This is a genomic window from Flavobacterium sp. W21_SRS_FM6 (genome assembly GCF_052119645.1).
Taxonomy (GTDB): Bacteria; Pseudomonadota; Gammaproteobacteria; order Enterobacterales; family Alteromonadaceae; genus Paraglaciecola.
Genome location: NZ_JBGQOM010000011.1, coordinates 115,670 through 139,987, shown reverse-complemented (window position 1 = coordinate 139,987; position 24,318 = coordinate 115,670). Strand labels below are relative to the sequence as shown.

Annotated in this window: 19 protein-coding genes; 8 read left to right on the top strand and 11 right to left on the bottom strand. The window is 40.8% G+C overall.

Annotated elements, in window-relative coordinates; all coding sequences use genetic code 11:
* The first annotated feature begins 11 nt into the window (after window positions 1–11).
* Window positions 12–869: an S-formylglutathione hydrolase gene (gene fghA, locus ACEN2L_RS17230; protein ID WP_441745353.1), complete on the top strand. Its 858-nt coding sequence runs from the start codon at window positions 12–14 to the stop codon at window positions 867–869.
* A 73-nt stretch (window positions 870–942) separates the two neighbouring features.
* On the opposite strand, the gene ACEN2L_RS17225 is transcribed toward fghA, so the two are convergent.
* The gene (locus tag ACEN2L_RS17225) at window positions 943–1,302 is read right to left on the bottom strand and encodes a PilZ domain-containing protein (protein ID WP_441745352.1); all 360 of its coding nucleotides are present in this window, start codon (window positions 1,300–1,302) and stop codon (window positions 943–945) included.
* Window positions 1,303–1,515: 213 nt separating this feature from the next.
* On the opposite strand from ACEN2L_RS17225, the gene yghU reads away from it, so the two are divergent.
* Entirely contained in the window at window positions 1,516–2,385 is an 870-nt protein-coding gene (gene yghU, locus ACEN2L_RS17220; protein WP_441745351.1) for a glutathione-dependent disulfide-bond oxidoreductase, read from the top strand.
* Window positions 2,386–2,477: 92 nt separating this feature from the next.
* Here the strand turns inward: yghU and ACEN2L_RS17215 are convergent, their stop codons facing one another.
* The 3 genes from ACEN2L_RS17215 to ACEN2L_RS17205 form a co-directional block, all read right to left on the bottom strand.
* Window positions 2,478–3,686: a hypothetical protein gene (locus ACEN2L_RS17215; RefSeq protein WP_441745350.1), complete on the bottom strand. Its 1,209-nt coding sequence runs from the start codon at window positions 3,684–3,686 to the stop codon at window positions 2,478–2,480.
* An 8-nt stretch (window positions 3,687–3,694) separates the two neighbouring features.
* The gene (locus tag ACEN2L_RS17210; protein ID WP_441745349.1) at window positions 3,695–4,396 is read right to left on the bottom strand and encodes an outer membrane lipoprotein-sorting protein; all 702 of its coding nucleotides are present in this window, start codon (window positions 4,394–4,396) and stop codon (window positions 3,695–3,697) included.
* Window positions 4,397–4,487: 91 nt separating this feature from the next.
* The gene (locus ACEN2L_RS17205; protein ID WP_441745368.1) at window positions 4,488–6,764 is read right to left on the bottom strand and encodes an efflux RND transporter permease subunit; all 2,277 of its coding nucleotides are present in this window, start codon (window positions 6,762–6,764) and stop codon (window positions 4,488–4,490) included.
* Window positions 6,765–7,211: 447 nt separating this feature from the next.
* Here ACEN2L_RS17205 and ACEN2L_RS17200 point away from each other — a divergent pair, with 447 nt between their 5' ends.
* Together ACEN2L_RS17200 and ACEN2L_RS17195 are read left to right on the top strand one after the other, a co-directional pair.
* Window positions 7,212–9,467, top strand: a complete 2,256-nt coding sequence (locus ACEN2L_RS17200) for an acyl-CoA dehydrogenase (protein ID WP_441745348.1) — start codon at window positions 7,212–7,214, stop codon at window positions 9,465–9,467.
* A 192-nt stretch (window positions 9,468–9,659) separates the two neighbouring features.
* Complete coding sequence (locus tag ACEN2L_RS17195; RefSeq protein ID WP_441745347.1) at window positions 9,660–11,072, top strand: MFS transporter; 1,413 nt, start codon at window positions 9,660–9,662, stop codon at window positions 11,070–11,072.
* A gap of 42 nt (window positions 11,073–11,114) precedes the next feature.
* Here the strand turns inward: ACEN2L_RS17195 and ACEN2L_RS17190 are convergent, their stop codons facing one another.
* A complete protein-coding gene (locus ACEN2L_RS17190) occupies window positions 11,115–12,290 on the bottom strand; it encodes a mandelate racemase/muconate lactonizing enzyme family protein (protein ID WP_306023091.1) in 1,176 nt (391 codons plus the stop codon).
* A 33-nt stretch (window positions 12,291–12,323) separates the two neighbouring features.
* A complete protein-coding gene (locus tag ACEN2L_RS17185) occupies window positions 12,324–13,100 on the bottom strand; it encodes a class II aldolase/adducin family protein (RefSeq protein ID WP_441745346.1) in 777 nt (258 codons plus the stop codon).
* Window positions 13,101–13,271: 171 nt separating this feature from the next.
* Here ACEN2L_RS17185 and ACEN2L_RS17180 point away from each other — a divergent pair, with 171 nt between their 5' ends.
* On the top strand, window positions 13,272–14,366 hold the full coding sequence (locus ACEN2L_RS17180) for a Gfo/Idh/MocA family protein (RefSeq protein WP_441745345.1): 1,095 nt from the start codon (window positions 13,272–13,274) through the stop codon (window positions 14,364–14,366).
* A gap of 15 nt (window positions 14,367–14,381) precedes the next feature.
* Here ACEN2L_RS17180 and ACEN2L_RS17175 read toward each other — a convergent pair whose 3' ends face one another.
* Window positions 14,382–15,215 (bottom strand): phytanoyl-CoA dioxygenase family protein, encoded by an 834-nt coding sequence (locus tag ACEN2L_RS17175; RefSeq protein ID WP_441745344.1) that lies wholly within the window; start codon window positions 15,213–15,215, stop codon window positions 14,382–14,384.
* A gap of 32 nt (window positions 15,216–15,247) precedes the next feature.
* Window positions 15,248–16,810: a sensor domain-containing diguanylate cyclase gene (locus ACEN2L_RS17170; RefSeq protein ID WP_441745343.1), complete on the bottom strand. Its 1,563-nt coding sequence runs from the start codon at window positions 16,808–16,810 to the stop codon at window positions 15,248–15,250.
* 287 nt (window positions 16,811–17,097) lie between these two features.
* Between ACEN2L_RS17170 and ACEN2L_RS17165 the strand changes: the two genes are divergently transcribed.
* Window positions 17,098–17,778 carry a hypothetical protein gene (locus tag ACEN2L_RS17165; RefSeq protein ID WP_441745342.1) on the top strand — a complete coding sequence of 227 codons (681 nt, stop codon included), beginning with the start codon at window positions 17,098–17,100 and terminating at the stop codon, window positions 17,776–17,778.
* 99 nt (window positions 17,779–17,877) lie between these two features.
* Here ACEN2L_RS17165 and pnp read toward each other — a convergent pair whose 3' ends face one another.
* Window positions 17,878–19,989: a polyribonucleotide nucleotidyltransferase gene (pnp, locus tag ACEN2L_RS17160; protein WP_306023097.1), complete on the bottom strand. Its 2,112-nt coding sequence runs from the start codon at window positions 19,987–19,989 to the stop codon at window positions 17,878–17,880.
* Between the two features lie 366 nt (window positions 19,990–20,355).
* Between pnp and ACEN2L_RS17155 the strand changes: the two genes are divergently transcribed.
* Window positions 20,356–20,751, top strand: coding sequence for a DUF3718 domain-containing protein (locus ACEN2L_RS17155; RefSeq protein ID WP_441745341.1), 396 nt, complete (start codon window positions 20,356–20,358; stop codon window positions 20,749–20,751).
* A gap of 139 nt (window positions 20,752–20,890) precedes the next feature.
* Here ACEN2L_RS17155 and ACEN2L_RS17150 read toward each other — a convergent pair whose 3' ends face one another.
* Window positions 20,891–21,517, bottom strand: coding sequence for a flavin reductase family protein (locus ACEN2L_RS17150; protein ID WP_441745340.1), 627 nt, complete (start codon window positions 21,515–21,517; stop codon window positions 20,891–20,893).
* A gap of 452 nt (window positions 21,518–21,969) precedes the next feature.
* On the opposite strand from ACEN2L_RS17150, the gene ACEN2L_RS17145 reads away from it, so the two are divergent.
* Complete coding sequence (locus ACEN2L_RS17145) at window positions 21,970–23,541, top strand: sodium/sugar symporter (protein WP_441745339.1); 1,572 nt, start codon at window positions 21,970–21,972, stop codon at window positions 23,539–23,541.
* Between the two features lie 224 nt (window positions 23,542–23,765).
* Here the strand turns inward: ACEN2L_RS17145 and ACEN2L_RS17140 are convergent, their stop codons facing one another.
* Window positions 23,766–24,104, bottom strand: coding sequence for a divalent metal cation transporter (locus ACEN2L_RS17140; protein WP_441745338.1), 339 nt, complete (start codon window positions 24,102–24,104; stop codon window positions 23,766–23,768).
* Window positions 24,105–24,318: the final 214 nt, after the last annotated feature.

Genomic DNA, 24,318 nt, shown 5'->3' with positions numbered 1-24,318 from the left:
GGAGATATATCATGGCAAATGCCACTGAACTTGCTGAATTAAGTGCCAATAAATGTTTTGGTGGTTGGCAGAAGCGCTATAGTCATCGTTCGAAAACACTCAATTGTGAAATGCACTTTAGTGTATTTTTACCTCCTGCTGCTGCAACCAACAACCGTTTACCCGTGTTGTACTGGTTAAGTGGCCTCACCTGTACTGATGAAAACTTTTCAACAAAAGCAGGTGCACAGCGCGTAGCGGCTGAGTTAGGTATTATGTTAGTTATGCCAGATACGAGTCCCCGCGGTGACCAAGTGACTGACGCTGCAGATGGTGCTTACGACTTAGGTTTAGGTGCAGGGTTTTATGTCAATGCGACGCAAACACCTTGGCAAGAGCATTACCAAATGTACGATTATATCGTTGAAGAATTGCCCGCCTTAGTGCAAAAAGAATTTAAGGTAAAAGAAAAAGCGGCGATTGCGGGCCATTCTATGGGCGGCCATGGAGCATTAACCATTGCCCTATCAAATATGAAACGTTACTGCTCTGTGTCGGCATTTGCACCTATCGTTAATCCGCTTGAATGCCAATGGGGACAAAAGGCTTTTACTCATTACTTAGGTGATAACAAGCAAGATTGGCTTGCTTACGACAGTTGCAATTTGATGCGCCAACAGGGACAGTTTTTACACATCCCTATGCTAGTGGATCAGGGTCTAGATGATAATTTTTATCTGAGTCAAAAATTAACCAAACCTTTAGAAGATGTAGCCAAAGAAATCGGTTACAAAGCAGATTTTAGGTATCACCTAGGCTACGATCATAGTTATTATTTTGTCTCTAGTTTTATCGAAGACCATCTGCGGTTTCACGCTAAATATTTATAATAACCACTCTTATTTGTTAGCTACAATCGAGTCAAACTTCTTTTTAGGATGACTCGTTTTGATTTTTATCGCCTTAAACCGATGCGTTGTGCGGTACTTTTCGTATACATTCAAAAAGATATTCACCGACATTTGAAGCCCCGTTTTCTGAGGAAAAGGCAATACCGCATTCATTCTGTTCCGATGTATGTTTTACCATGCCTTTGATGGTCATGGGGGTGGATAAACTTGCGCTGGTTAACACGATGCTTATTTTGCTTAAAGACGGAATATTGGGAAGTGCTGATCCTAACTTAATTTTAATACCAGAATAACTCATGTCTACGACACCACCCGTTAACACTGTCACATGGTCTGAATCAGGATCGGTGAAACAGATATCTGCCTGTAAATCCTCTACTAAGACTCTTGAATGCTGTCGTTTTTCGAGCATTTTACCCTCTATCCTTGATAATATGACCCTAGTATAGGCTGCAATACCCGAGATAGGTAGAGAGCTAAGGCATAAAATAGAAAGTTACTATTTGATCTTTTAGCGTCGTGCCCCAATCAATGAAATAGCAATAATCGGGGTGATCTAGATAAGATACTAAGAATGATTCAAAGTTTTCATTATTTATAAAGACAATAATAAGGAGCTAACATTTTGAATAATAATTATACGCCTCCCAAAATATGGGAATGGGATAAAGAGTTCGGCGGCAAGTTCTCAGGGATCAATCGCCCTACTGCCGGAGCTAGAGAAGAGAAGGCTTTAAAAGTAGGTGAACATCCTTTCCAGCTATATTCGCTTGCGACCCCCAATGGGGTAAAAGTGACTGTTATGTTTGAGGAACTATTATCCTTAGGTATCAAAGAAGCTGAATACGATGCTCATTTAATCAATATCATGGAGGGAGAGCAATTCACTAGCGGTTTTGTGGCAGTCAATCCAAATTCGAAAATTCCGGCACTAATGGACCATAGTACAACTCCCCCTACTCGTTTGTTTGAGTCAGGAGCAATGCTGTTGTACTTAGCTGATAAATTTGATGTGCTGATACCCAAGGAGCCAGTCAAACGAACAGAGTGTTTGTCTTGGCTGTTTTGGCAAATGGCTAGTGCACCTATTTTGGGTGGCGGCTTTGGTCACTTTTATGCTTATGCTCCAGAAAAATATCAATACCCTATTGACCGCTATGCTATGGAAATAAAACGTCAGCTAGATGTGCTCAATCAACATCTTGCGAACAATCGGTACATGTGTGGTGATGAATACAGTATAGCTGACATTGCAATTTGGCCGTGGTACGGCGCCTTGGTGACCAATAAAGTTTACGAAGCGGCTGAGTTTTTACAGACTCATGAATACACACATATATTGAGATGGAATGATGAAATAGTCCAAAGACCGGCTGTGCAACGAGGCCGGATCGTCAACCGCACGTGGGGAGAGCCTTCGAGCCAATTGCATGAGCGTCATGATGCCAGTGATTTTGAAACAAAAACTCAAGATAAACTGACCAAATATCAATAAAAGAAGGGAAAATAAGGGGCAAGGATGCCCCTACTATTAAGAATATACTGGTGATAGGCAGAATAGAAATTACGCTATTTTATACTCGTGACTTAGAAGTAGTACTCTAAACTGAATTGAGCATAATCGTCTCTGCGCAAAAAGTAAGAAATATCAGTTGGCTCATCACTTGAAAATAAATAAGCATCTACTCGCCATTTCCAATGATCATTAATCCGACTCGAAGCTTCAATAAAACCAGAGCGCACACCTGAATAATCTAAATCTTGAACCATGCCAAAAAGCACTTCGGTTCCATCAAAATCATTCAGTACCCACCTTGCACCAATTAAAATGTCATTTTGAGCAGTAGTTGTAGCTAACTCTTGGCGATCGTCATATTGATATTCTACCAACCATCCGATGTCATATATAGAATCGAACACTCCAACAGAGGTGTATTCAAATCCACCTACCATCGCCCAATAATCTTGCATATTTCCTGAACGTTGAATCGCTTCAAATTTTATAATCCAAGCTTCAACAATAGCAAGTACATCGATACCTACTTGTTGAATTTGTGAATAATAAGGGCGAAGTACAAATTCATTGTCGCCTTTGATTGAGGGGATAAAATCAGGCTCTCGAGAGGTTCCGTCAAAGTAAGACAAACCCACTTCCCAATCACCAAGGGTATGTTGCCAGCGAAGCGCCCAATCGAGTTTTTTTTCCTCATCACTTGATTCGTATAAGGCATTATCAGTATCGATTTCTAAAGGGCCACGCAAACGCCCATCCATTCCGGCAAAGGTGCGTTCTCTAAAATAAGGTAATACAAATGCCGTAAAATTTCCCCATTCTTTGTACAAGGATAAAGACACCATCGCTTGTCCCAGCTTATCTTCACCGTCTATGGCTTCGATAGCATCGGTTTGATTAATAATATCAACCAAATGTAATGATTCTGCTTGGCCCCAAAAAACCTTACCAATACCAGTTTTAATTTCCCAGTCATCACCGATATGCGCCCATAAGAATTCTCGGATGTCACCATGGGTTCGTTTCTGGTCATTTTGATCAAGCCTGACAAAACCACGAAACAAAATAGTATCTTGACCATCGTTTAACGCGGTATACAACTCAGGGCTGAAATATACAGACGCATTATCTCGGCTTTGCTGCGGATACAGCGCATCTTGCAAAAAATAACGTTGTTCAAATGCAGCAGTTCCAGTGTACTCAATATCTAACTCGGCCTGAGAAGCACCAGCAACAGAAAAAACCACTCCGCTAAGTAGATATTTTATTAATGTATGTTTCATTAGTTCCTCTAACGAGCTCGCATTAAGCTGTCTTTATCAAAGTCATTTTCAGACAAACCTGTTTTAAACTCTAAAGAGTGGGTAATTAGATCGGTGCTTTTGCCGTTTTGACGATTGTCCATTCTTAATTCCATTGGACGCCAGAACTTGTCTAAAAAAAGCTGATAATCGTGCATGGTCAATACTTTTAATAAGCTACCCTTACGATCGTAATATTCAGACTTAAATACGCGATAATGCTCTTTATCAACCCACGTGATATTTTTGCTATAACCTGAATCCTCTTCTAAAGGCACCTGTTCTACCACATAACAGTCCATTCCCTGATACTGCTCGTCACGCAGATAAGTAAATTTAAATTTTTCAATTTCAAAAGAGCTCATATCTTCAAATGCAAACTCGCTGCCCATAAATGGGCCCGATTTATTTTTTGATTGAATACGTTTTACCTTTTTTAACTTAGGCAAAAACATCCACTGATCGTCGGGCTCAAGAGGATGGGAAAAGTTCAGGAATGCGGTACCTTTAACATCCAAAGGCTGGTCAAATATCGTCAGGCCTTTATCACCGTCATCAATGACTTCAAGTGATTTAACCCGCATTTTACGCTCTGTTTCGTCTCCTTGCCGATTCCGTAAAATCATACTTGTTTCAGCGACTGAGTCAGACCAACCTTCATCACGAGATTTTTGTTCTTTTGCTATTGCCAAGCCTTTCTCTTCGGCACTCTGAGAAAAAGCGCTTGTACAAAACAACATTGTTAACAATAACAAGCTAAATGATGTTCTCGTAGTTTTCTTTCTATTCAGTAAAATTTTCATTGAGCGACTGTCCTTTAGTTTGTTCTTTTCTATCAAAAACCATTAAAAAAGCGGGTAAAAACAATAGATCGACCGCTAACGCGACCAAAATAATTACGCTGGTTAACATTCCCATATCGGCATTCAAAGCAAACGGCGACAACATTAAAACCGAGAAACCTAAGGATAACACAAGAGTCGTAATCACCAGCGCCTTACCTACTGTTGCAAAAGCATAACGCACAGCTTCATCCGCGTTTTTGCCAGCTTGTCGAGCATGTTGATATTTGCTTAGAAAGTGAACCGTGTCATCGACAATGATACCGAGAGTCATACTCAAGACAACCGAAAGGCCAAGATTTATTTCAGCAGAGTAGGCTCCCCAAATACCAAAGCCAATTAAAGCTGGCAGTAGATTTGGCAATAAGCTTATAAAGCCAAGACGAAAAGATTTAAGTGCAAAAATCAATAGACCTGAAATGAGCACTAAAGCAACCAGAGTACCTTCAATCATACTCGCCATATTAGCTTCACCAATATGTGCAAACATTAAGCCTGGACTCGACGAAATTATAGTAAAAGTAGGCGCGTTTTCTTCAAACCAAACTTTTACTTTTTTCTCAAAATTGGTCATCTCCTTACTGCCGAGATTTTTAAGCGTTAACATTATACGCGTGCCTGATTTGTCCATATTTATTTGGTTATTAAGATCTAATCCATAGGGTAAAGACATCTCATACAATAATAAATACTGGGCTGCTAACTCCCTATCACCGGGCAATGAATAAAATTCTACAGCATCACTGTGCATATTTTTATTTAATCGCTTGAACGTATCACTAATTGAAGAAACATGATCAATTTCAAGTTGTTGACGAAGCCATGTTGTAAAATTGTCAACCGTTGTTAGAAACTCAGGAGCATTAATACCACTCTCTTGCTCACTGTAGATCGCAACATCGATATTTGTCATGCCACTTAAATTATCTTGTTGAAAATCAGTTGATTGACGGAAAGCGGTTGATTGATCAAAATATTGAGTAGGAGAATCATTTAATTGGTTTTTTGATGCCAGGATTGTAACTAACACTGTCACACTCAGACTCAAAAGTAACAACTTCCGATTATGTTGAATTACCCATTCACCTAGAGCCTCAATGCGCCCTGAATTTTTAAGAACAACGCTTCTAGGGTTAATAGGTAACAACATAACCAAAGCAGGTAATACAGTAAGTGAAAAGAAACAGGCCAATAACACACCGATTGTTGTCAAATTACCTAAATCCGCTAGTATGGGCACCTCAGCAAAATTCAGTGTTAAAAACCCTGCTCCTGTTGTAAGAGTCGTGATTAAAACCGGTTTGAAATTCGACTCCAAACTGCTAAGTAAGGCTTCAGACTTAGTCTTTTTTTGACGCATGCCAAGTAACATTGAAGACACCACATGAATGCAATCGGCTACGGCCAATGTCATCACCATAATGGGTACATTAACGGTTGCAGTACTTAAAAAGATTCCAAGCCACCCGGCTATGCCCATTGTGCTTACAATACTGACTATAATGACGATTAGTGTCGAAACTGTTCCAACAAGAGTTTTCAAGGCCAACCACATAACAATAATAATAGTCAAAAACATTAGCGGAACTAACGTTGAAGCATCTTTTTTTGCAGTGATATTAAAAGCATCATTCATCGTAACGATGCCTGTATGGTAGAAATCGAAATCTGGATACATCATTTTGTATTGAGTGGTAATCGATTTGACAAATTGCGTCGCTTCTGACGCTTCTTTTGTCTGGTCACCATCTGGTAAATTAACGCTGATGTTGATCATGGTGACATGCCCTAGGGGCGATATCATCCTGTCGAGTAGATTAGGTTCGTCAAGAGCGATCTGTTTAATGTTAGCTAATTGACTCGGTGTTAGATCATCAATATTTTCTACTAAATCTTCAACAATTAAATCGTCATCTTCTGACCACGTGTGTTGAAAATTTGTAATTGAATCAACCCGCGTGGACAGCGGTGTTTGCCAAGCTTCTTCCGTTAATTCCTGCACTAATTTGAGAGTGCTTTTTTCGAAAACATTGCCAGAATGTGGCGCAATAATAATACTGACATTGTCATTTTTACTGAAACTATTTTGCATTTTTTCGTATGCGACAAGCTGGGGATTATCAGCTTCAAAAAATACTCTAAAATCACCTCGAAAATAAAGATTTTTACTCCCTATGGCCGCTACAACAACTAATAGAAAACACAGAAACAACACCATTTTGGGGTATCTAACAGGCAAACTAAGCAGAGTGTTTTTCAAAACATATCCTTTTTAAAAGGTCGTTACTAAATGTCGATATTAAGCTTACTATGAAAAGAGCGACTTAAACGTCTATTTAAAGATACGTTGTTGCTATCTAAACAGTGCATTTATTGTCTACTTTGCCCCATTCGAAATCACGTTAAGGCGTTAAGTTCGATTAATTATAACCAATTCTCACTAGATCTGATGTAAAACAGTATCATATTTCGTCATTTATTCCTCCTTATGTAAAAAAATGTTAGGCCTTAAAAATACACTTAGTCAATTGATATAATTAACTTTTATTTGAACCCTCAGTACAAACCACCCACATTTTATTTACAAAATCACAAAACAGTTTTGATCTATTTTGGAAAAGCAGTATTATAAACATCAACTGGTCAGATGAGCGGATGAGTAAAAATGAGTATTAGAACTAGCCTTAAAAAAGTATTACCCCCTATTTCACTAACTGAACAAGAAGCCTTAGACGCTGGTGATGTTTGGATTGAATCTTCGATATATCAAGGTAAGCCAGACATGGCTGCACTGCGCGCCATTCCCGGTGCAAAATTAAGTGCTGAAGAACAGGCATTTTTAGACGGTCCTGTCACCACTTTGCTAAATATGGTTGACGACTTTGCCTTACAAAACGGTAAACACATTCCACAACATATCCTTGATTACCTGTCAGTTAACAAATTCTTCGCGCTTATTATTCCGAAGAAATTTGGTGGCTTAGAATTTTCACCGTATGCAAACTCAACAATTGTAGCGACAATAGCAGCTAAAAGCGGCGCGATTGCTGTGACTGTTATGGTGCCCAACTCTTTAGGCCCCGGTGAGTTACTTATGCATTATGGAACTGCAGCGCAGCAAGAGCAGTGGTTACCGAATCTTGCCGTGGGTAAAGATATTCCTTGTTTCGCCCTAACGAGTCCTGAAGCTGGCTCTGACGCAGGGTCTATTCCAGATGCAGGTATTGTTACCAAAGGTATGTGGAACGGTGAAGAAGTACTTGGATTATCGGTATCGTGGGACAAACGTTACATCACGCTTGCCCCTATCGCCACAGTACTTGGTTTAGCCTTTAAAGTCTTTGATCCAGACCAGCTGTTGGGAGAAAAATTAGAGCTCGGTATTACCTGTGCATTAATTCCTAAATCTCATCCTGGCGTTCAACTTGGCAACCGCCATGATCCAATGGGGATGCGTTTTTACAACGGAACTACCCGTGGAGATAAGGTCTTCATACCTATGGACTTTATCATCGGCGGTCAAAAAAATATCGGGCGTGGCTGGCAAATGCTAGTGAGCTGCTTAGGTGCAGGACGAGGTATTTCATTGCCCGCAATGGGCGTGGCATCTGGCCAATCTGCGCTTAAGTCAACCGCTGAATATTCGTTTGTTCGTGAACAATTTGGCGTACCAATTGGAAGATTTGAGGGTATTCAAGAAAAACTAGCTGACATTGCTGGTAAAACATTTGTCCTTGAAGCCATGCGTGTTCTTACTACTGAAGGGCTAGGCCTTGGTTTAAAGCCATCTGTGGTAACCGCTATTGCCAAGTACCACATGACAGAGTTGGGCCGCGATGTGAATAGCAGCGCAATGGACATCCAAGCAGGTAAAGCCATTCAGCGTGGGCCGCAAAACAATCTGGCAGATGGTTATGCCGCTCAACCTATCGCAATCACTGTTGAAGGTGCAAACATACTGACCAGAAGTTTGATGATTTTCGGTCAAGGTGCAATGCGCTGTCACCCTCATTTAAAAGAGATGGTCGATTTAATCCACAGTAACGATAACAATGCTGACGCAGAATTTAACAAAGTATTGATGAAAACAGTTGGTTTCAGTGTCAAAAACTCGCTACGTAGTATAAGTAAAAGCTACTTACCGTTTTTACGTGGCTCGCAAACCGCTTTGCCTGAAGTTAAAAAATACGAAAAACGAATTAATGCATTATCAGCAAAATTAGCGCCTTTGGCTGATTTGTCATTGCTCGTACTTGGCGGCGACCTGAAAAAGGCTGAAATGTTGTCTGCACGTTTAGGTGATGTAATGAGTTATCTATACGCATCTATGGCTGTTGTGCGTTTTTATGAACAAAAGGTCAGCAACCGAAATGAAGCGAAACCTTTCTTCGAGTATGCAATTCAGTGGACTTTACAACAAGGTGAGCAAGCACTTGTCGATTTTGTTGATAATTTTCCTAATACAGCCACTCGAGGCCTCATGCGTGTTTTAACTAACACCTACACTCGTTCAGTTAAAAGTATTTCAGACAAACTAAAAAGGGAATTGTCTGATGCGACCATGCAACAAAGCAGCATAATGCAAGAGTTGACTCACTTGATAAAAGTGACTCCAGGTGATGCAAATGACATTAACGAGCGTGCCTTTGTTGCTAAACACGCAGTAATGCCGCAACTGAAAATAATTCAGAAAGCATTAAAAACTAACCCAGTTGTGCCATTTATCTCATTTGAACATGCCGTAAATAAACTGCACGAAGCAGGTCAATTGAGTGGTCAAGACTTAGCGCTTGTATTGGATTACAATGAGAAGCGTAAAATAGCGGTTCGGGTAGACGAATATACGTTTGATCTTGAATTACTCGATACCGAGTTAAATGTAGTTAAAGAACAAACAGCCCCACAGGCGAATGCGGCATAACTAAAAACGGTTAAACTATGCCAAGGGCGATAAGGTAACTTCATCGCCCTTTTTTATATTACAGTAATTTTCAGAGTAAACATTGTCTCTTGGTTTGCTTCAAAAAAATTTAGTGAAAAGCATACTTAAAACTTGTTCTAACAAGGCTTTTGCTTTTTACTAGCCATTCAATGAAAACTTGCTTATCAAGTCATGTTACGAGATAAATCAGAAGCCACATCTTTAAGCAGCCGTCGCGGCACACGACACATTTGGCTGCGCACCACACTTCGTTATTCACAAAAAGAAGCCTTGGCGTCCTCTGCCATGACAGCCACCAGTGATAACTTTTTTAATGCCTTTGCGATATTTATCCAAGCGAGTATGAGTCAACTCGGTTTATTAACCGGCTTTCCTCAACTCTTTGGTGCATTAATGCAATTTCTATCTCTTGGCATCAGCCGTTTTTTTAGCCGTAAAGACATCATAGTGTTTGGCGCAACTTTGCAAGCAACTGGACTTTTAACCATGTCGCTGTTAAGTATTTGGCGACCAGATAATGCCGTTTGGCTTTTTATTTTATTAGCGATGCTGCACCATGGATTACTTAATTTAGTGCAACCTCATTGGCGAGCTTGGATGGGTAACATCGTCCCCCCAAGACGTCGTGGAAAGTTTTTTGCCTCACGTAGCAGAATTACTATGCTGGCATCACTTGCCGTTTTTGTGATCGGTGGCGGCTTACTGACCATCAGTAATAAACTTGAACTTGCGTGGCTGGGATTCAGTTTACTCTTTTTAATCGCCGCAGTGGGACGCTTTAGTTCCGCTTGGCTGCTTTGGAAAATGCATGATCCTCAAGTTCAAGTTATACAAAGAATGCCCGGTAATACTTGGCTAAAACTTCGAGAAGCGTGGCAAGAGCCTGTCTTTAAACAATACAGTTTACTTGTTGCCACAATGCAATCCATGGTGGCTATATCAGCACCTTTTTTTGCCGTTTATATGCTTAATGATCTGCAATTTACTTACATTGAGTTTGTTTTGTCCGGTGTCGCTTCAATCGCCACTCAGTTTATTACACTGAAATTTTGGGGTAAATTTAGCGACAAATTTGGTAATCGTCTTGTTATGGTTTTAACGTGTAGCATGATACCTTTTGTTCCTTTGTTGTGGTTGTTTTCCGGAGATTTTACCTACATTCTCATTATTCAGGCCATTTCAGGCCTGTGGTGGAGTGGATTTACTTTAAGCACAGCAAACTACCTATATGATATTCGTCCACATCAAGCAGATTTTGCAACTTACGCCGCAATGCAAGCCGGTCTTAGCGCCGCACTGGTATTTATAGGCTCCATTATTGGCGGAGTTATCGCCTCCTACGCATTGCCATTTGCTAAAAGTAGTGGGCTGGATAACCTGCTAAGCCATACTATCTTTGTGGTCTTTTTAGCATCCAGTATTGGCCGTTTATGTGTTGTAGCGTATTTCATCCCTCGCCTGCAGGAGCCAACGATACGCCAACGCCCTAAAATGCTCGATTTGGTCTTGAGGGTATCTCGGTTTAATGCAATTTCAGGGGTCAATTTTGATTGGTTGACGGTGACTAAAAAGCGCAAAAATTAAAAAGGAGCATCGTGCTCCTTTTTATTTTAATCTTAGATATCCTTATTTGACTTCCATGTGGGGTGAACGGTAAACCACTTCGTCATTCAAATCGATACCAATGCCGGGGACTTCAGTCACTTCAAAAAAACCATTCACTGGTTGTGGATCTTGCAAACATAGCTCACGGTTCCACTCTTTTATGGCATAAGTATGGTGTTCATGGATCAAGAAATTAGGAATAGCCGTTTCTAAATGCAAACTTGCCGCAGTTGCTACAGGCCCACCACACACATGGGCTTGAACACGCACATCATACACATCTGCATAATCACATACCTTTTTGGTTTCGGTAAAACCGCCACACAAGCCGATATCAGGTTGGAGCACGTCAATTGATTGGTCTTCCATATAAGGGCGAATCCCCCAGCGATTATACAAACGTTCTCCGCCAGCAATAGGCACATTAACCCGTTTAGAGACTTTGTCGTGTACCTTAGAATTTAGATAATTCACCGGCTCTTCGTAAAACAAGCACCCTATATCTTCAATCATTTCACCTAATTGAATTGCACTTGCTGCGCCAGCTAAGCTATGACATTCAAAAATAATATCTACATCATCACCCACCGCATCCCGTATCGCTTGTAAACGGGCTTTAAAAAGTCGTAACTCAGGCTGGGTAAACAACTTGGTTCGATCAAAATGGCTTACGCCTTCTTTGTCGTACACAATAGGATCAACTTTTACTGCGTCATAACCTTCTGCAACGGCCTTTTCTGCAGCCTTGCCGTAGTCCACAGGATGATTTAAGCGCGTGACTTCTTTGTCCCAATCAAATTGTAATTGGCTGGCGTAAGTCCGTAATTTAGCGTTAGTTTTACCACCTAATAATTGATACACCGGCACACCTAAGGCTTTACCTCGAATATCCCATAGGGCGGTATCAATAGCGCTCATAGCAGCATATATAATTGGACCGCCACCTAAACCCCAAAAACTTTCACGTAACATTCGACTCCATAGTGCTTCCGTTCTAAAGGGATCCCAACCTATCAACATCGCCTCAGCAATTTCTTTGATCATGTGAGCGGCAGCGCTGTGCCCTAAGTCATAGGCTAAACCAGCTTCACCTACGCCACTGATACCCTCGTCTGTATGAATACGCACAAAAACAGGATTCCAAACCGTACGTTTTGGACAATGAATATCAAAAATTTCAACACGAACTATTTTCATAATTATCCTAAAAAAGACTCAACTTAAAAAAACTTAAAGACAAAAACTAGGGTCAAGTTTGTAGGCCTTACGCAACATAGCTGGCCAAGCTAATTGCCCACCGGTAATGCCACTATGAACGACATTTGCTTGCTGATATATACCTTCAACGATAGCTGGCGGAATTGTGATCACCGGTTTACCTGTTTGCATTAGTTCCATTTGAATTTCACAAGCACGTTGTAAATCATAAAAACGCATGAATGCATCCCCAACCGTGGGGCCCACGGCCAAGCCGCCGTGATTATGCAACAGCATGTGATTGGTTTGGCCTAGGTCTTTCTGCAAACGGGCTTTTTCATCCGCGTTAACTGCTAAGCCCTCATAACCGTGATAACTGAGTGATGGAAGTGAAAACAACGCATACTGACTCCAAGGTTGTAAGCCACCTTCAATCGTTGCGACACCAATAGTGGCCTTTGTATGTAAATGAATCACACACTGCACATCATGACGCACTTCATGAATAGCGCTGTGGATAGTAAAACCCGCCGGATTTATCCCATAAGGGGAACCATCAAGTATCTCTCCTTCGAGGTTCACCTTAACTAAATTTGAAGCGCTCACTTCTTCGAATGTTAGACCAAAGGCGTTCACTAGGTAGTCATCGGTCTGAGGGATACGAGCAGAAATATGCGTGTAAATTAAATCACCCCAGCCAAAACTAGCAACCAAACGATAACACGCGGCAAGATCGACCCGAGTTTGCCATTCCTTCTCACTCACCTGCCCTTTTAGGCTCCTACTCTTTAATTCATAATCATGCAGCATGGTATATTGACCGACTTAAATAACTCTGTGCTTAGTCTACATGAATATTAATTCCTATCTAAGCTGGCATACTAAATTTTCTAACAAGTGCGTTATGACATATAACCGAAGGCTTGCTAACGCTCATATTTTGTTCAACACTGAATTTACGTACTGCAAGGAACAATAAATATGCCAGAGATAAATCGAAGAAAGTTTATGCAACTAAGTGGTGGTTTAGGTTTAAGCACACTTCTCAACGCTAAAGGAACTTTGGCTTCACAATCAGGTAGTTCAAAGCTTGGGGTAGCCTTAGTCGGTCTAGGACAATACAGCGAAGGCTTGCTTGCTCCTGCACTGGAGCTCACCACACATTGCGAGTTACGTGGCATTGTGACCGGCAGTCCACAAAAAATACCTAAGTGGCAACAGCGCTATGGAATAAAGAACAACAATATTTATTCCTACCGCAACATGCACGAATTAGCCAACAACCCTGATATCGATATAGTTTACGTTGTTGTTCCCACCGCTCTGCACCTGCAATACTGTGAGATCGCTGCTAATGCGGGAAAACATGTTTGGTGCGAAAAGCCAATGGCACTGACTGTTGAACAGTGTCAACGTATCATCGATGTATGTCACAAAAATAAAGTAAAACTAAGTATTGGTTACCGCATGCAACATGAACCCAATACAAGGCGTTTTATGCAATATAAATCCACCGCCCCTTACGGTAAATTAACCCACATTGTCGCTCAAGCAGGTTATGGGGGTCAGGGCTTACCTGCCGATAATTGGCGTATGCAGAAAGCCATGGGAGGAGGAGCTATGTATGATATGGGTGTCTATCCCCTAAATGGTTGTCGGTTTATGACTGGGCTTGAACCCGTCGCCATAACTGCCAAACATGAAAAATCTCATCCGGATATTTTCAAGGAAGTAGATGAAACCACCTATTTTACCCTCGAGTTCCCTGATGGGCTGATCGCGGAATGTGCCACCAGTGTAGTGAAATCTTTTAGTCAACTGACTATGAATTGCTCGAATGGCTGGTATAGCTTGCGGCCGATGTCAAATTACACAGGCGTCACCGGGTACACTAGCGACCAACATATCTATTCTGCAATAAAACAGATTCAACAAGCTATTCAAATGGATGACGATACCTTAGCGTTACTTGGCAAGGGACCTCTTCTAGTTCCCGGTGAAGAAGGTATGCGGGACATTCAAATTGTTCAAGCGGCCTTTGCTTCGGCCGCTAAGGGCCAGCGAATTTCGCTTTAAATTCATATCCCACAATCAATATAAAGCACTAGGCTCTGCTCTTAGCCAATTTTCTTTTGCATACTGACTGCTTGCGCAAGTCATGTGCAGGGTAAAAGCATGTCTGGACTTATCGGATAAATTAGGCGCACTAAAGTGGGGTAATAATCCATTAAATATAACCAAGCTGCCCTTTTTGACTTCCAGCGGTTTGGCGTCTTCATCTGCAGGCCAAGGCTTATCACTTAATTTAACTAATTCGGTATTGTCATACGCATCCCGCTTAAATTGCTCAATCAAGGGGTAGGCTTCTGGCTCAGCTTGGACCTGCAAACAACCGTTGGCAAGCGTGGCATCCTCCACTGCAAACCAAAACGTTACAACAGTGATAGGATCGCTATAAAAATAGCTCGCATCTTGATGCCAACGGATTACTCCACCAATTTTGGGTTGTTTGAAAATATACATTGATTGGTGGATCTGCGGTTTAACTAAACCGACATCGAAAGCTAATTGTGCAATAGTTTGACTATGACTAAATGCTTTAAACACGGGGTTAAGGACATGCAAGGCATGGCCAATTTTATTGATACTCAATGATTTTTCTTGCTTAAGTTCACCTCTCTCATCAAATGCGTTCTCTTCAAAAAAGCAGCGCACTTTGTCATCAGAAGTAAGAAAATAGTCATCGCGACTTTTACTTTGATCTTGAGTAGAAAACACAGCGCGGGTTGAGTTTGGGTCAAAGTTATCAACGATTTGGGCTGCAGCTTCTTTGAGCTCATCCATCCGCTGCGCAGTAAAAAATTCATTTAGAACCACGTAGCCTTGATCAGTGAATTGTGTTTTTTGTTGGTTTGTTAACATCATTATCCTTACATTTTTTATTGTTATCTTGCGCTCTAAATAGGATTAATACTGTGATAAAAATTGAGTTTTTCTGCGTACATCGCTTTATCACCATCTCTAAGTAACTCACTAATATCTTTGGGTATTGTCATAAAATCAACAGCACCAACACTGGCGCTAACAGTGATATTGGCCTCTTCGGTATGGATCGGGATAAGCTGCAAGCGGGTAGCAACGCGTTGATGTAAATGATGAAATATACTTTTATCAGAAAAATGACCGAGCACAACAAATTCGTCCCCTCCGATACGCCCTAAAGCATCAATGTCTCGAATTTGGTGTCGAATTATCTTCGCCACAACCTGTAAGACCTTATCGCCTACATTATGACCATGTACATCGTTCACGTGTTTGAATTTATTAAGATCAATATACAAGACACCTAGCATGCCTCCTTTGTGCCTTTGCTGTTCCACTAAACTTTCGGCTTTTTTAAGCCAACCGCGGCGACTAAGTACATCACATAATAAATCATAGTTTGCTTCAGCTTCAGCCAATAATTTACTTTTTTTCAGACGCTTAATACGTTCAGATACCGCAACAGCTAACAAAAATGACTCAAAGGCAAAAGCAATAATAAGACCATATCGATTTAAGGTGGGGCTCATATCTGACAGCACAACTCTGAACACCATGGCAAGCAACAAAACACTTAATGCGACCAATACCAATAAGGCATCAGGCACTCTTCGATAGGCTTGAATCGCCACTAAACTCACCATTACAAGGATAATACCCAAGGTAAGATAAGCCATAACAGTGCCCAACAACGCGGACAACTGATTGTGCTCTAACAGCGTAATGAGGACTGACAAGCCCAGCACTAACCAAGCACTTGGAAATAAAAGCCGATTTATGATCTTTGGCCATTGTGTTCGTAAACCAGTTAAACGAACAATAAACAATGTCGCACTAAAAACCGTGAGCCCTGCGCTCATTAGATACAACTGATGACTCAACCAATAAGATTGGGCATTTAAAAATAAACCTAACTGCCCTTCTTGAAGTAAGAAAAACAAACTAGCACAGCTGATATATGCACTGTAAAGCCTAAAAGTATTATCTTTTAAACTGCGTCCTAGAATGAAAACATAAAAGATAAGGGTCAAACACAAGCCGTAAAAACTCCCCATAACAAGATTAGTCTTTTGGCTTTGTTCAATATATGTATTGACTTCGAGTAACTGAAAATAGGGAATATAACCATGATGCGTGATAAAACGCAGTTCTGCTAATTGAGAACCTCTCGATAAAAAGTAAGCGGGTTGAGTCCCTTGCAAAGGCGTTTTAACTTCATTATCCGCTGAACGCCATTCGAATTCGATCAATTCACTTTTTAGAAACGTAAATACCCTATCTTGATGCAACTCACACTTCAGTAAAAAGTGGCTTTCTCCAGTAGGTATTTTCACTGCACTTTTTTGTTCGAGTTCGATTAAAGATTGCTGTTGCGTTTCAATTTGTTGAATAACACATTGATTGTCTGGTGCTGATTTGACTGCGGCGAAAACATGCACTCCCATCAGTAATAAACATAAAACCAAATACTTCTTCATTACTCAGACCTCGTTACATTTCAGTTTAGATTAAGACCACGAAGTAAATAACAGCAATTAATCGCCCAATCTACCATTATGGCTTGGGTGCATCTAATCAATTTTGCAGATAATCTTTAATAAATTAGCAATTGGCGAATTATTAGTGTTTTTCACCATATTTCAATTAATCACCACCCACATTTATACGACAAAAAACCGAAAAACATAACTTTATCAATAAGTTAAATAGATGGCATGTAACTTGATTAACTGTAGATATAATCAAAAATTAAAGGGAAAATACTGTGAAAATAAACCCTCTCGCCTCACTAGGCATTATTACGCTACTAACCTTATCTACGTCAGGCTGCATTATTCATATTGGCGGTCATGACGATGAATATTCTCATCATAAAGGTGATGTGAGTCATGTGCTAGGCGATATAGACATTGATGCAGACAGTCAAATGCAAGATCTATCCGTGGTTAATGGCGACATCAATCTTGAAAATAATGTCAGTGCCGAAGATATCGATACCGTCAATGGCAGCATTTCTCTTGGTAAAAGAGTCAGTATCTTTTCTGCCTCAAGTGTTAATGGTGACATCGAAGCGGGCTCTGAACTCACCGTAAAAAACGATATTAGTACCGTAAATGGTGATATAGAGCTGGGAGAATACTCTGAAGTTGGGGGCGATATATCCACGGTTAACGGTGATATTCAATTAATATCAGTTACCGTTCAAGGCGAACTAGAAACCAAAAATGGCGACATTAGTTTAGTAAATGGAACAACCATTAAAGGCGATCTCATCTACCGAGCCAAAGAACAAAAACGATGGTCAAACGACGAAGTTCCAACACTTAAAATTGATGAATCATCGAGTGTCAATGGAAAAATCATACTGCATAGAAAAGTCATTCTGGAAATCGATGATCAAACATTACTTAACAAAGTAGAAAGACTATATTCCTCTGATAAATAGGGCTTAGTTTTAAAATCTGCTTAGTTGGAAAACCCGAAAAATAAAAAGCCCTGCAATAGCAGGGCTTTCTTATTTGAACTTTATAAATTAAATAATAACTTACTCTGCGCTTGGTGCTTCAGAAGCAGGCTTTTCGACTAAATCTTTAATGCTTAAACGAACACGATTTTGACGGTCAATTTCTACTACTTTAACGTCAACAATCTGCCCTTCAGCTAAGAAATCAGATACTTTATTCACTCGTTCATGAGCGATTTGAGAAATATGTACGAGGCCTTCTTTGCCTGGTAAAATTTCAACAAAGGCACCAAAATCAACGATACGAGTTACTTTACCAGAGTAAGTTTTACCCGCTTCAACTTCAGCAGTCACTTGCTTGATTTTCTCAATCGCGATATTTGCTTTAGCCATTTCAGTTGCAAAAATCTTAATTGTACCGTCATCTTCGATCTCGATATTACAATCAGACGCTTCAGTAATAGCACGGATCATTGCACCGCCTTTACCGATTACGTCACGAATTTTATCTTGATCAACTTTCATCGTGTAGATACGTGGAGCAAACTCAGACATCTCTTCACGGTGTCCAGTAATCGCTTGGTCCATCACACCTAGAATATGCAAACGAGCTTCTTTAGCTTGCTTCAAAGCCATCTGCATGATTTCTTTGGTGATACCTTCGATTTTGATATCCATTTGCAAAGCAGTAATACCGTTAGTGGTACCCGCTACTTTAAAGTCCATATCACCCAAGTGATCTTCATCACCTAGTATGTCAGACAATACCACGAAGTTGTCGTCACTCTTAACCAAGCCCATTGCAATACCAGCAACAGAAGCTTTAATTGGTACACCAGCATCCATAAGCGCTAACGACGTACCACAAACAGACGCCATTGAAGACGAACCGTTTGATTCAGTTATTTCAGACACGACACGCACAACGTAGGGGAATTCTTTTTCAGTTGGCATAACGGCTTGAATACCGCGTTTCGCTAAACGACCGTGGCCGATTTCACGACGCTTAGGTGAACCTACCATGCCGGTCTCGCCCACACAGTATGGTGGAAAGTTATAATGCAACATAAAACGGCTGTCTGATTTGCCGTTTAAACCGTCGATCATCTGTGCATCACGCTCAGTGCCTAAGGTGGCTACAACAATAGCTTGTGTTTCACCGCGAGTGAATACAGCAGAACCGTGCGTACGTGGCAGTACACCAGTAGCCACGTTTAGTGCACGGATCATCGCAGGATCACGGCCATCAATCCGTGGATTACCGGCAAGAATACGTGAACGTACTACGTCACTTTCAAGCTCATGCATCAATTCCGATACTTCTTTTGCATTTTGATTTTCATCAGCAGCAACGATTTCAGCTACTGTTTTTTCAGTTAAGGCAACGATGGCGTCTTTACGCTCCATCTTGTCTGAAATCTGATACGCTTCAGTCATCGCAGCTTCAGCGAGCTCTTTAACCTTAGTTTTTAATGCTGTGTTTTCAGCAACTGGTTGCCAATCCCACTTAGGTGTATTCACTTCAGCAGCAAATTCATTGATTGCACCAATAACAGTTTGCATTTGTTCGTGACCGAACATCACTGCACCTAACATGATTTCTTCAGATAGAATTTCTGCTTCTGATTCAACCATTAATACTGCACTTTGTGTACCAGCAACAACGAGGTCAAGTTTGCTAGTTTCAAGTTCTGAGGTGCAAGTATTTAAGATATATTGGCCGTCTGTATAACCAACACGTGCAGCGCCAACAGGACCATTAAATGGCATACCAGAGGTAGCAAGTGCAGCTGAAGCACCAATCAACGAAATGATATCGGTAGGAATTTCAGGGTTAGCAGAAAGAACAGTAACAACAATTTGTACTTCATTCATGAATCCGTCAGGGAATAATGGACGGATTGGACGATCAATTAGGCGTGAAGTTAGTGTTTCAAACTCAGAAGGACGACCTTCACGTTTGAAGAAACCACCAGGGATTTTACCTGCTGCGTAGGTTCTTTCTTGATAATTCACGGTCAATGGGAAGAAGTCCTGCCCAGGTTTCATGTCTTTTTTACCAACAACAGAAACTAAAACGCAAGTATCATCCATACTTGCCATAACAGCTGAAGTGGCTTGACGAGCAATTACACCCGTTTCTAAAGTGACAGTATGTTGACCATACTGAAAAGTTTTTGTAATAGGAGTCATTTTTTTCCTTTAATTTGCTTTATGTCTATATCGCTTTCAAATGCGGCGCACAGTATAGCGGTTCATGGGTGGAAAAACAGTAATTGAATACAATAAAAATAGGAAACACCTCCCAATAGCAGGGTAATCAGACACTTTTTGTACATTGAACAAAAATCAGCACGCGTTTCGTTTTATTTTTAGACAGCCCCTTCATCAACTCAAACAGACACCTACGTTTTCAGTTATAAACCAACATACCTAAGTATCACCTTGTAGATTTTTCAATCAATTTTAATGGGGTTTAATAGGTTCATCGAGACAGGCCAAGACATTAGCTTGTATCAAACCTAAACCTAACTACTTTACCTATTTGAGGAATTGACCATGTTGAAAATCGTTAAAACTTCTATCGCTTTAGCCGCCGCTTCTTTCATTGTTGCTGGTAATGCTCATGCTGATATCAACGAAGCACTACAAAACATCTGCACTATCGTGAAAGCTGACGATAAAGGCGAATTGCGTAAAAAAATGAAAATGGTCCAGTCTGACTACCGTTTACAATTACAAGATTATTACTCAGGGATTTCATGTGGCGGTCAAAGCTTAATTCGTACGGCCATGTTAAACGGCGCAGTAGAAACCGGCACCTTGATGGTTAAGAAAATGCCTAAAGGTGACTTAAGCTCTCCAGAAGCTGACGGTAAAACCGTGGTGGCTTGGGCGGCTGAAAACGGCTTAGATAGCTCACCTATCGTTGCCGCATTAAACGAAAGAATCTAATACTAGTAACGAGATTAGCGCCGCGGGCTGCGAGCCTCGCTACTGATTTAACCATTCAACATGGTGGGTGAAGCGTAACACCTTCTCCTAAAAAAACGGCCTCAATTGAGGCCGTTTTTTTATGGCATGTGGCTAAACCTTATCCTTGGTTTGGTCGAAACATTTGAAACTTTGCTTCATCATTAAAAGTAAAATAATCGCCAGGTCCTCCCCCTCTCAATATCGGCTTCGCTGCGCTAGTACTGTAAACGCCTTGTTGAATTAAGTGTTGTTGAATATGTACGCCAACCACTTCACCAATCACTAACCACGAATCACACTTTTCACCCGACGCGCCTTTTAGCTGAATAATATCACTGAGCAAACATTCCATGGCCACAGGGCTTTGTGCCACAAAAGGAACATCAACCCGTTTACCTTGTTGCTTTATTAAATTAGCTAACTCAAACTCATCAACGTCAGCACCCACGCTCGCACTGGTGGTATTCATTCTTTCAGCTAAGTCTTGCGAGACCAAACTCCAACAAAATTGCCCAGTTTGTTCGATGTTACGCACAGAATCTTTGTAACCAACACTAGAAAATCCAATAAGAGGAGGATGATAGTTGAAGGCATTAAAGAAACTATAAGGGGCTAAATTGACCTGACCTAGTTTATCTTTGGATGATATCCAGCCAATTGGACGGGGGGCAATAATACTATTGAAAGGATCATGACTCAGTCCATGACCAAGTTTAGGTTCGTAAAAATACTTTTCTGATGACATCTGTTTGATTACCTCGTTTGAGCCAAGAAAAATTTATTGGCTACATGGATCGTTTGTTTCGTTTGTTTCGTTTGTTTCGTTTGTTTCGTTTGTTTCGTTTGTTGGTGACTAAAACACAATTAAGAAAGAACGTTCAACCCTAATCTGAGACCTGTATTACCTAGCATGTTGTCACTAACGTTTATTTTTCAAGCGCACTCGCATTACTATTTGGATTTTATTGCGCGTATTTATTTAATTTCCATCACGCAATTGTAAAAAATATGATAAAACACCTCGTCTTTTTAACGACGGCTCTATTTTTAACTTTCGTCGCTTAAACAGTCTAATAACACTATTTATGTATGAGCTGATCCGCTTTTAGGCTCATGTAATAAACAAAGACTTATCATTCTCGTCAACTGAGTCTTATAAATTTACTAGTCACATTTGAAATAATTGGAACTTTGCAGATGAATCTATCAACGATTGATATCGCTATATTTATCGCGTACGTACTGGGACTACTCGCCCTAGCTCTGTACATTTCGCGTGCAGAAAAAAATCATGAAAGAAATACCCAGGATTACTTTTTAGCCAGTAAATCCTTACCTTGGTGGGCGATAGGTGCTTCATTAATCGCGTCTAACATTTCTGCTGAACAAATTATTGGTATGTCTGGATCTGGTTATGTATTGGGTTTGGGTATCGCCTCTTATGAATGGATGGCCGCGATCACGCTTATCATCGTCGCAAAATTTTTCTTGCCAATTTTCCTTAAAAACGAAATTTATACCATGCCGCAATATTTAGAGCAGCGCTTTGATAGTCGTGTTAAAACGATTATGGCTGTTTTCTGGTTGGCGGTTTATGTATTTGTAAATTTAACCGCCGTATTATGGTTGGGTGGCCTCGCCATTACCACCATCACCGGTGTAGATTTAGCTTATGGGATGATCTTTTTGGGTATTTTCTCTATTGCTTATTCATCATACGGTGGCTTAAAAGCAGTAGCCTATACTGACATCATTCAAGTAGTTCTGTTGGTGTTTGGCGGCTTTATGTTGACTTATATCAGTTTAGATCTCGTTGCTGACGGACAAGGGGTCTTAGCTGGTTTCTCCATTTTAACGGAAACAATGCCTGAAAAATTCGACATGATATTCAGCCCAGATAGTCCTCACTATGCTAACCTTCCAGGCATATCCGTGTTGGTAGGCGGTTTGTGGATCATGAATATTTCTTATTGGGGATTCAACCAATACATTATTCAACGCGCCCTAGCCGCTAAAGATTTAGCTGAAGCACAAAAAGGCTTAGCCTTCGCCGCGTTTTTAAAACTGCTTGTACCGTTTTTCGTGGTAGTACCAGGCATTGCCGCCGCCATTTTATTTACAGATTTGGAGCGGCCCGACGAAGCTTACCCAAGTTTAATGAACCTCATGCCGGTTGGTTTAAAGGGCTTAGTATTTGCTGCACTTGTGGCGGCCATCGTGTCATCACTTGCATCAATGTGTAACAGTGTATCAACTATTTTCACCATGGATTTGTATAGCAAGTTTAAACAAAATGAAAGTCAAACTCACTATGTAAAAGTAGGCCGAATTGTCAGTATTGTGGCATTGGTTATTGCGATGGTTTGTGCCAAACCATTATTGGGCAGTTTTGACCAAGCCTTTCAATATATTCAGGAGTTTACTGGCTTCTTTACCCCAGGCATTGTGGTTATTTTCTTACTCGGTATGTTTTGGAAAACCATGAATTCAAACGGCGCTATTATTGCCGCAGTGGGTTCAGCGGCACTTTCCTTTGCGTTTAAATTTTTGTTACCCGAAGTACCGTTTATAGACAGAGTAGGTCTGGTATTTCTAGCCTGTGTTGTTTTAGCGGTTGTCGCGTCTTATACCACTAAAACCAGCCATATTGATGGTCATAAAGGTGTGGTCTCTCTTGATACTGTCGACTTCAGAACGAAGCCATCGTTCAATGCGCTTTCAGTTGCCATGGTATTAATTCTAGCGGCGCTGTATGCAACGTGGTGGTAAATAGTACTTCCTTGTAAAACGAAGGCTTCTTTTTAGAAGCCTTTTTTATTGATAAAACACGAGCAAATACATTTATAGCATCGCGATAGCGCTCATTATCAAGCGCAAGCCTAAACCAGCAGTCACCAAAACCGCCACCATTGCCTATTCCAACAACTCGTAAGGCTATGAGTCTAAACGCTAAATGTGCTGGTTGAGTTTTTAGCGAGAGTCTTTCGCTCACATCATAGGCTGTTGCTAATGGCGCAGCCAGAGCACTCCGTAAAACCGCTGCCAGTAACCCTAAACCAAACTACTCGATGAAAACGTACCAATAAAACTTCAAGCTGCACGGCCATATCGATGCTGCCCTCAACCTTTAGGTTGTGACCAAAGATACTCGCTGTAGCATTTGAGGTAATGATAATAGTGATCAGGTCACCCAAACTAATTGATGCAACAGTATCGAGCCTGACATCGTTTAATTCATTGCTTGATTGCCACTTAGACTTTATTGCTGATGCATGAAGAAGCAAATTGTAAGACACGATAGTGGTTCCAATTAAGGCAATAGCCGTTAGCAACTGTCGGCATGAATTCGCGGCTTTGTTAGGCCTTGCAATAAAGCGGATACATCCGGTTTCACCGCGATAAACACCAACGCCATCAATATGACGAAAACCAGTAACATTTATTCAATGCAACAGTAGGCGCCAAACTACAAAATACGTGATGCAACTATCGCTAAGCCGATAACAGTATAAGATTTTTAACTAGCCAATCGTTTATCGTGCATTA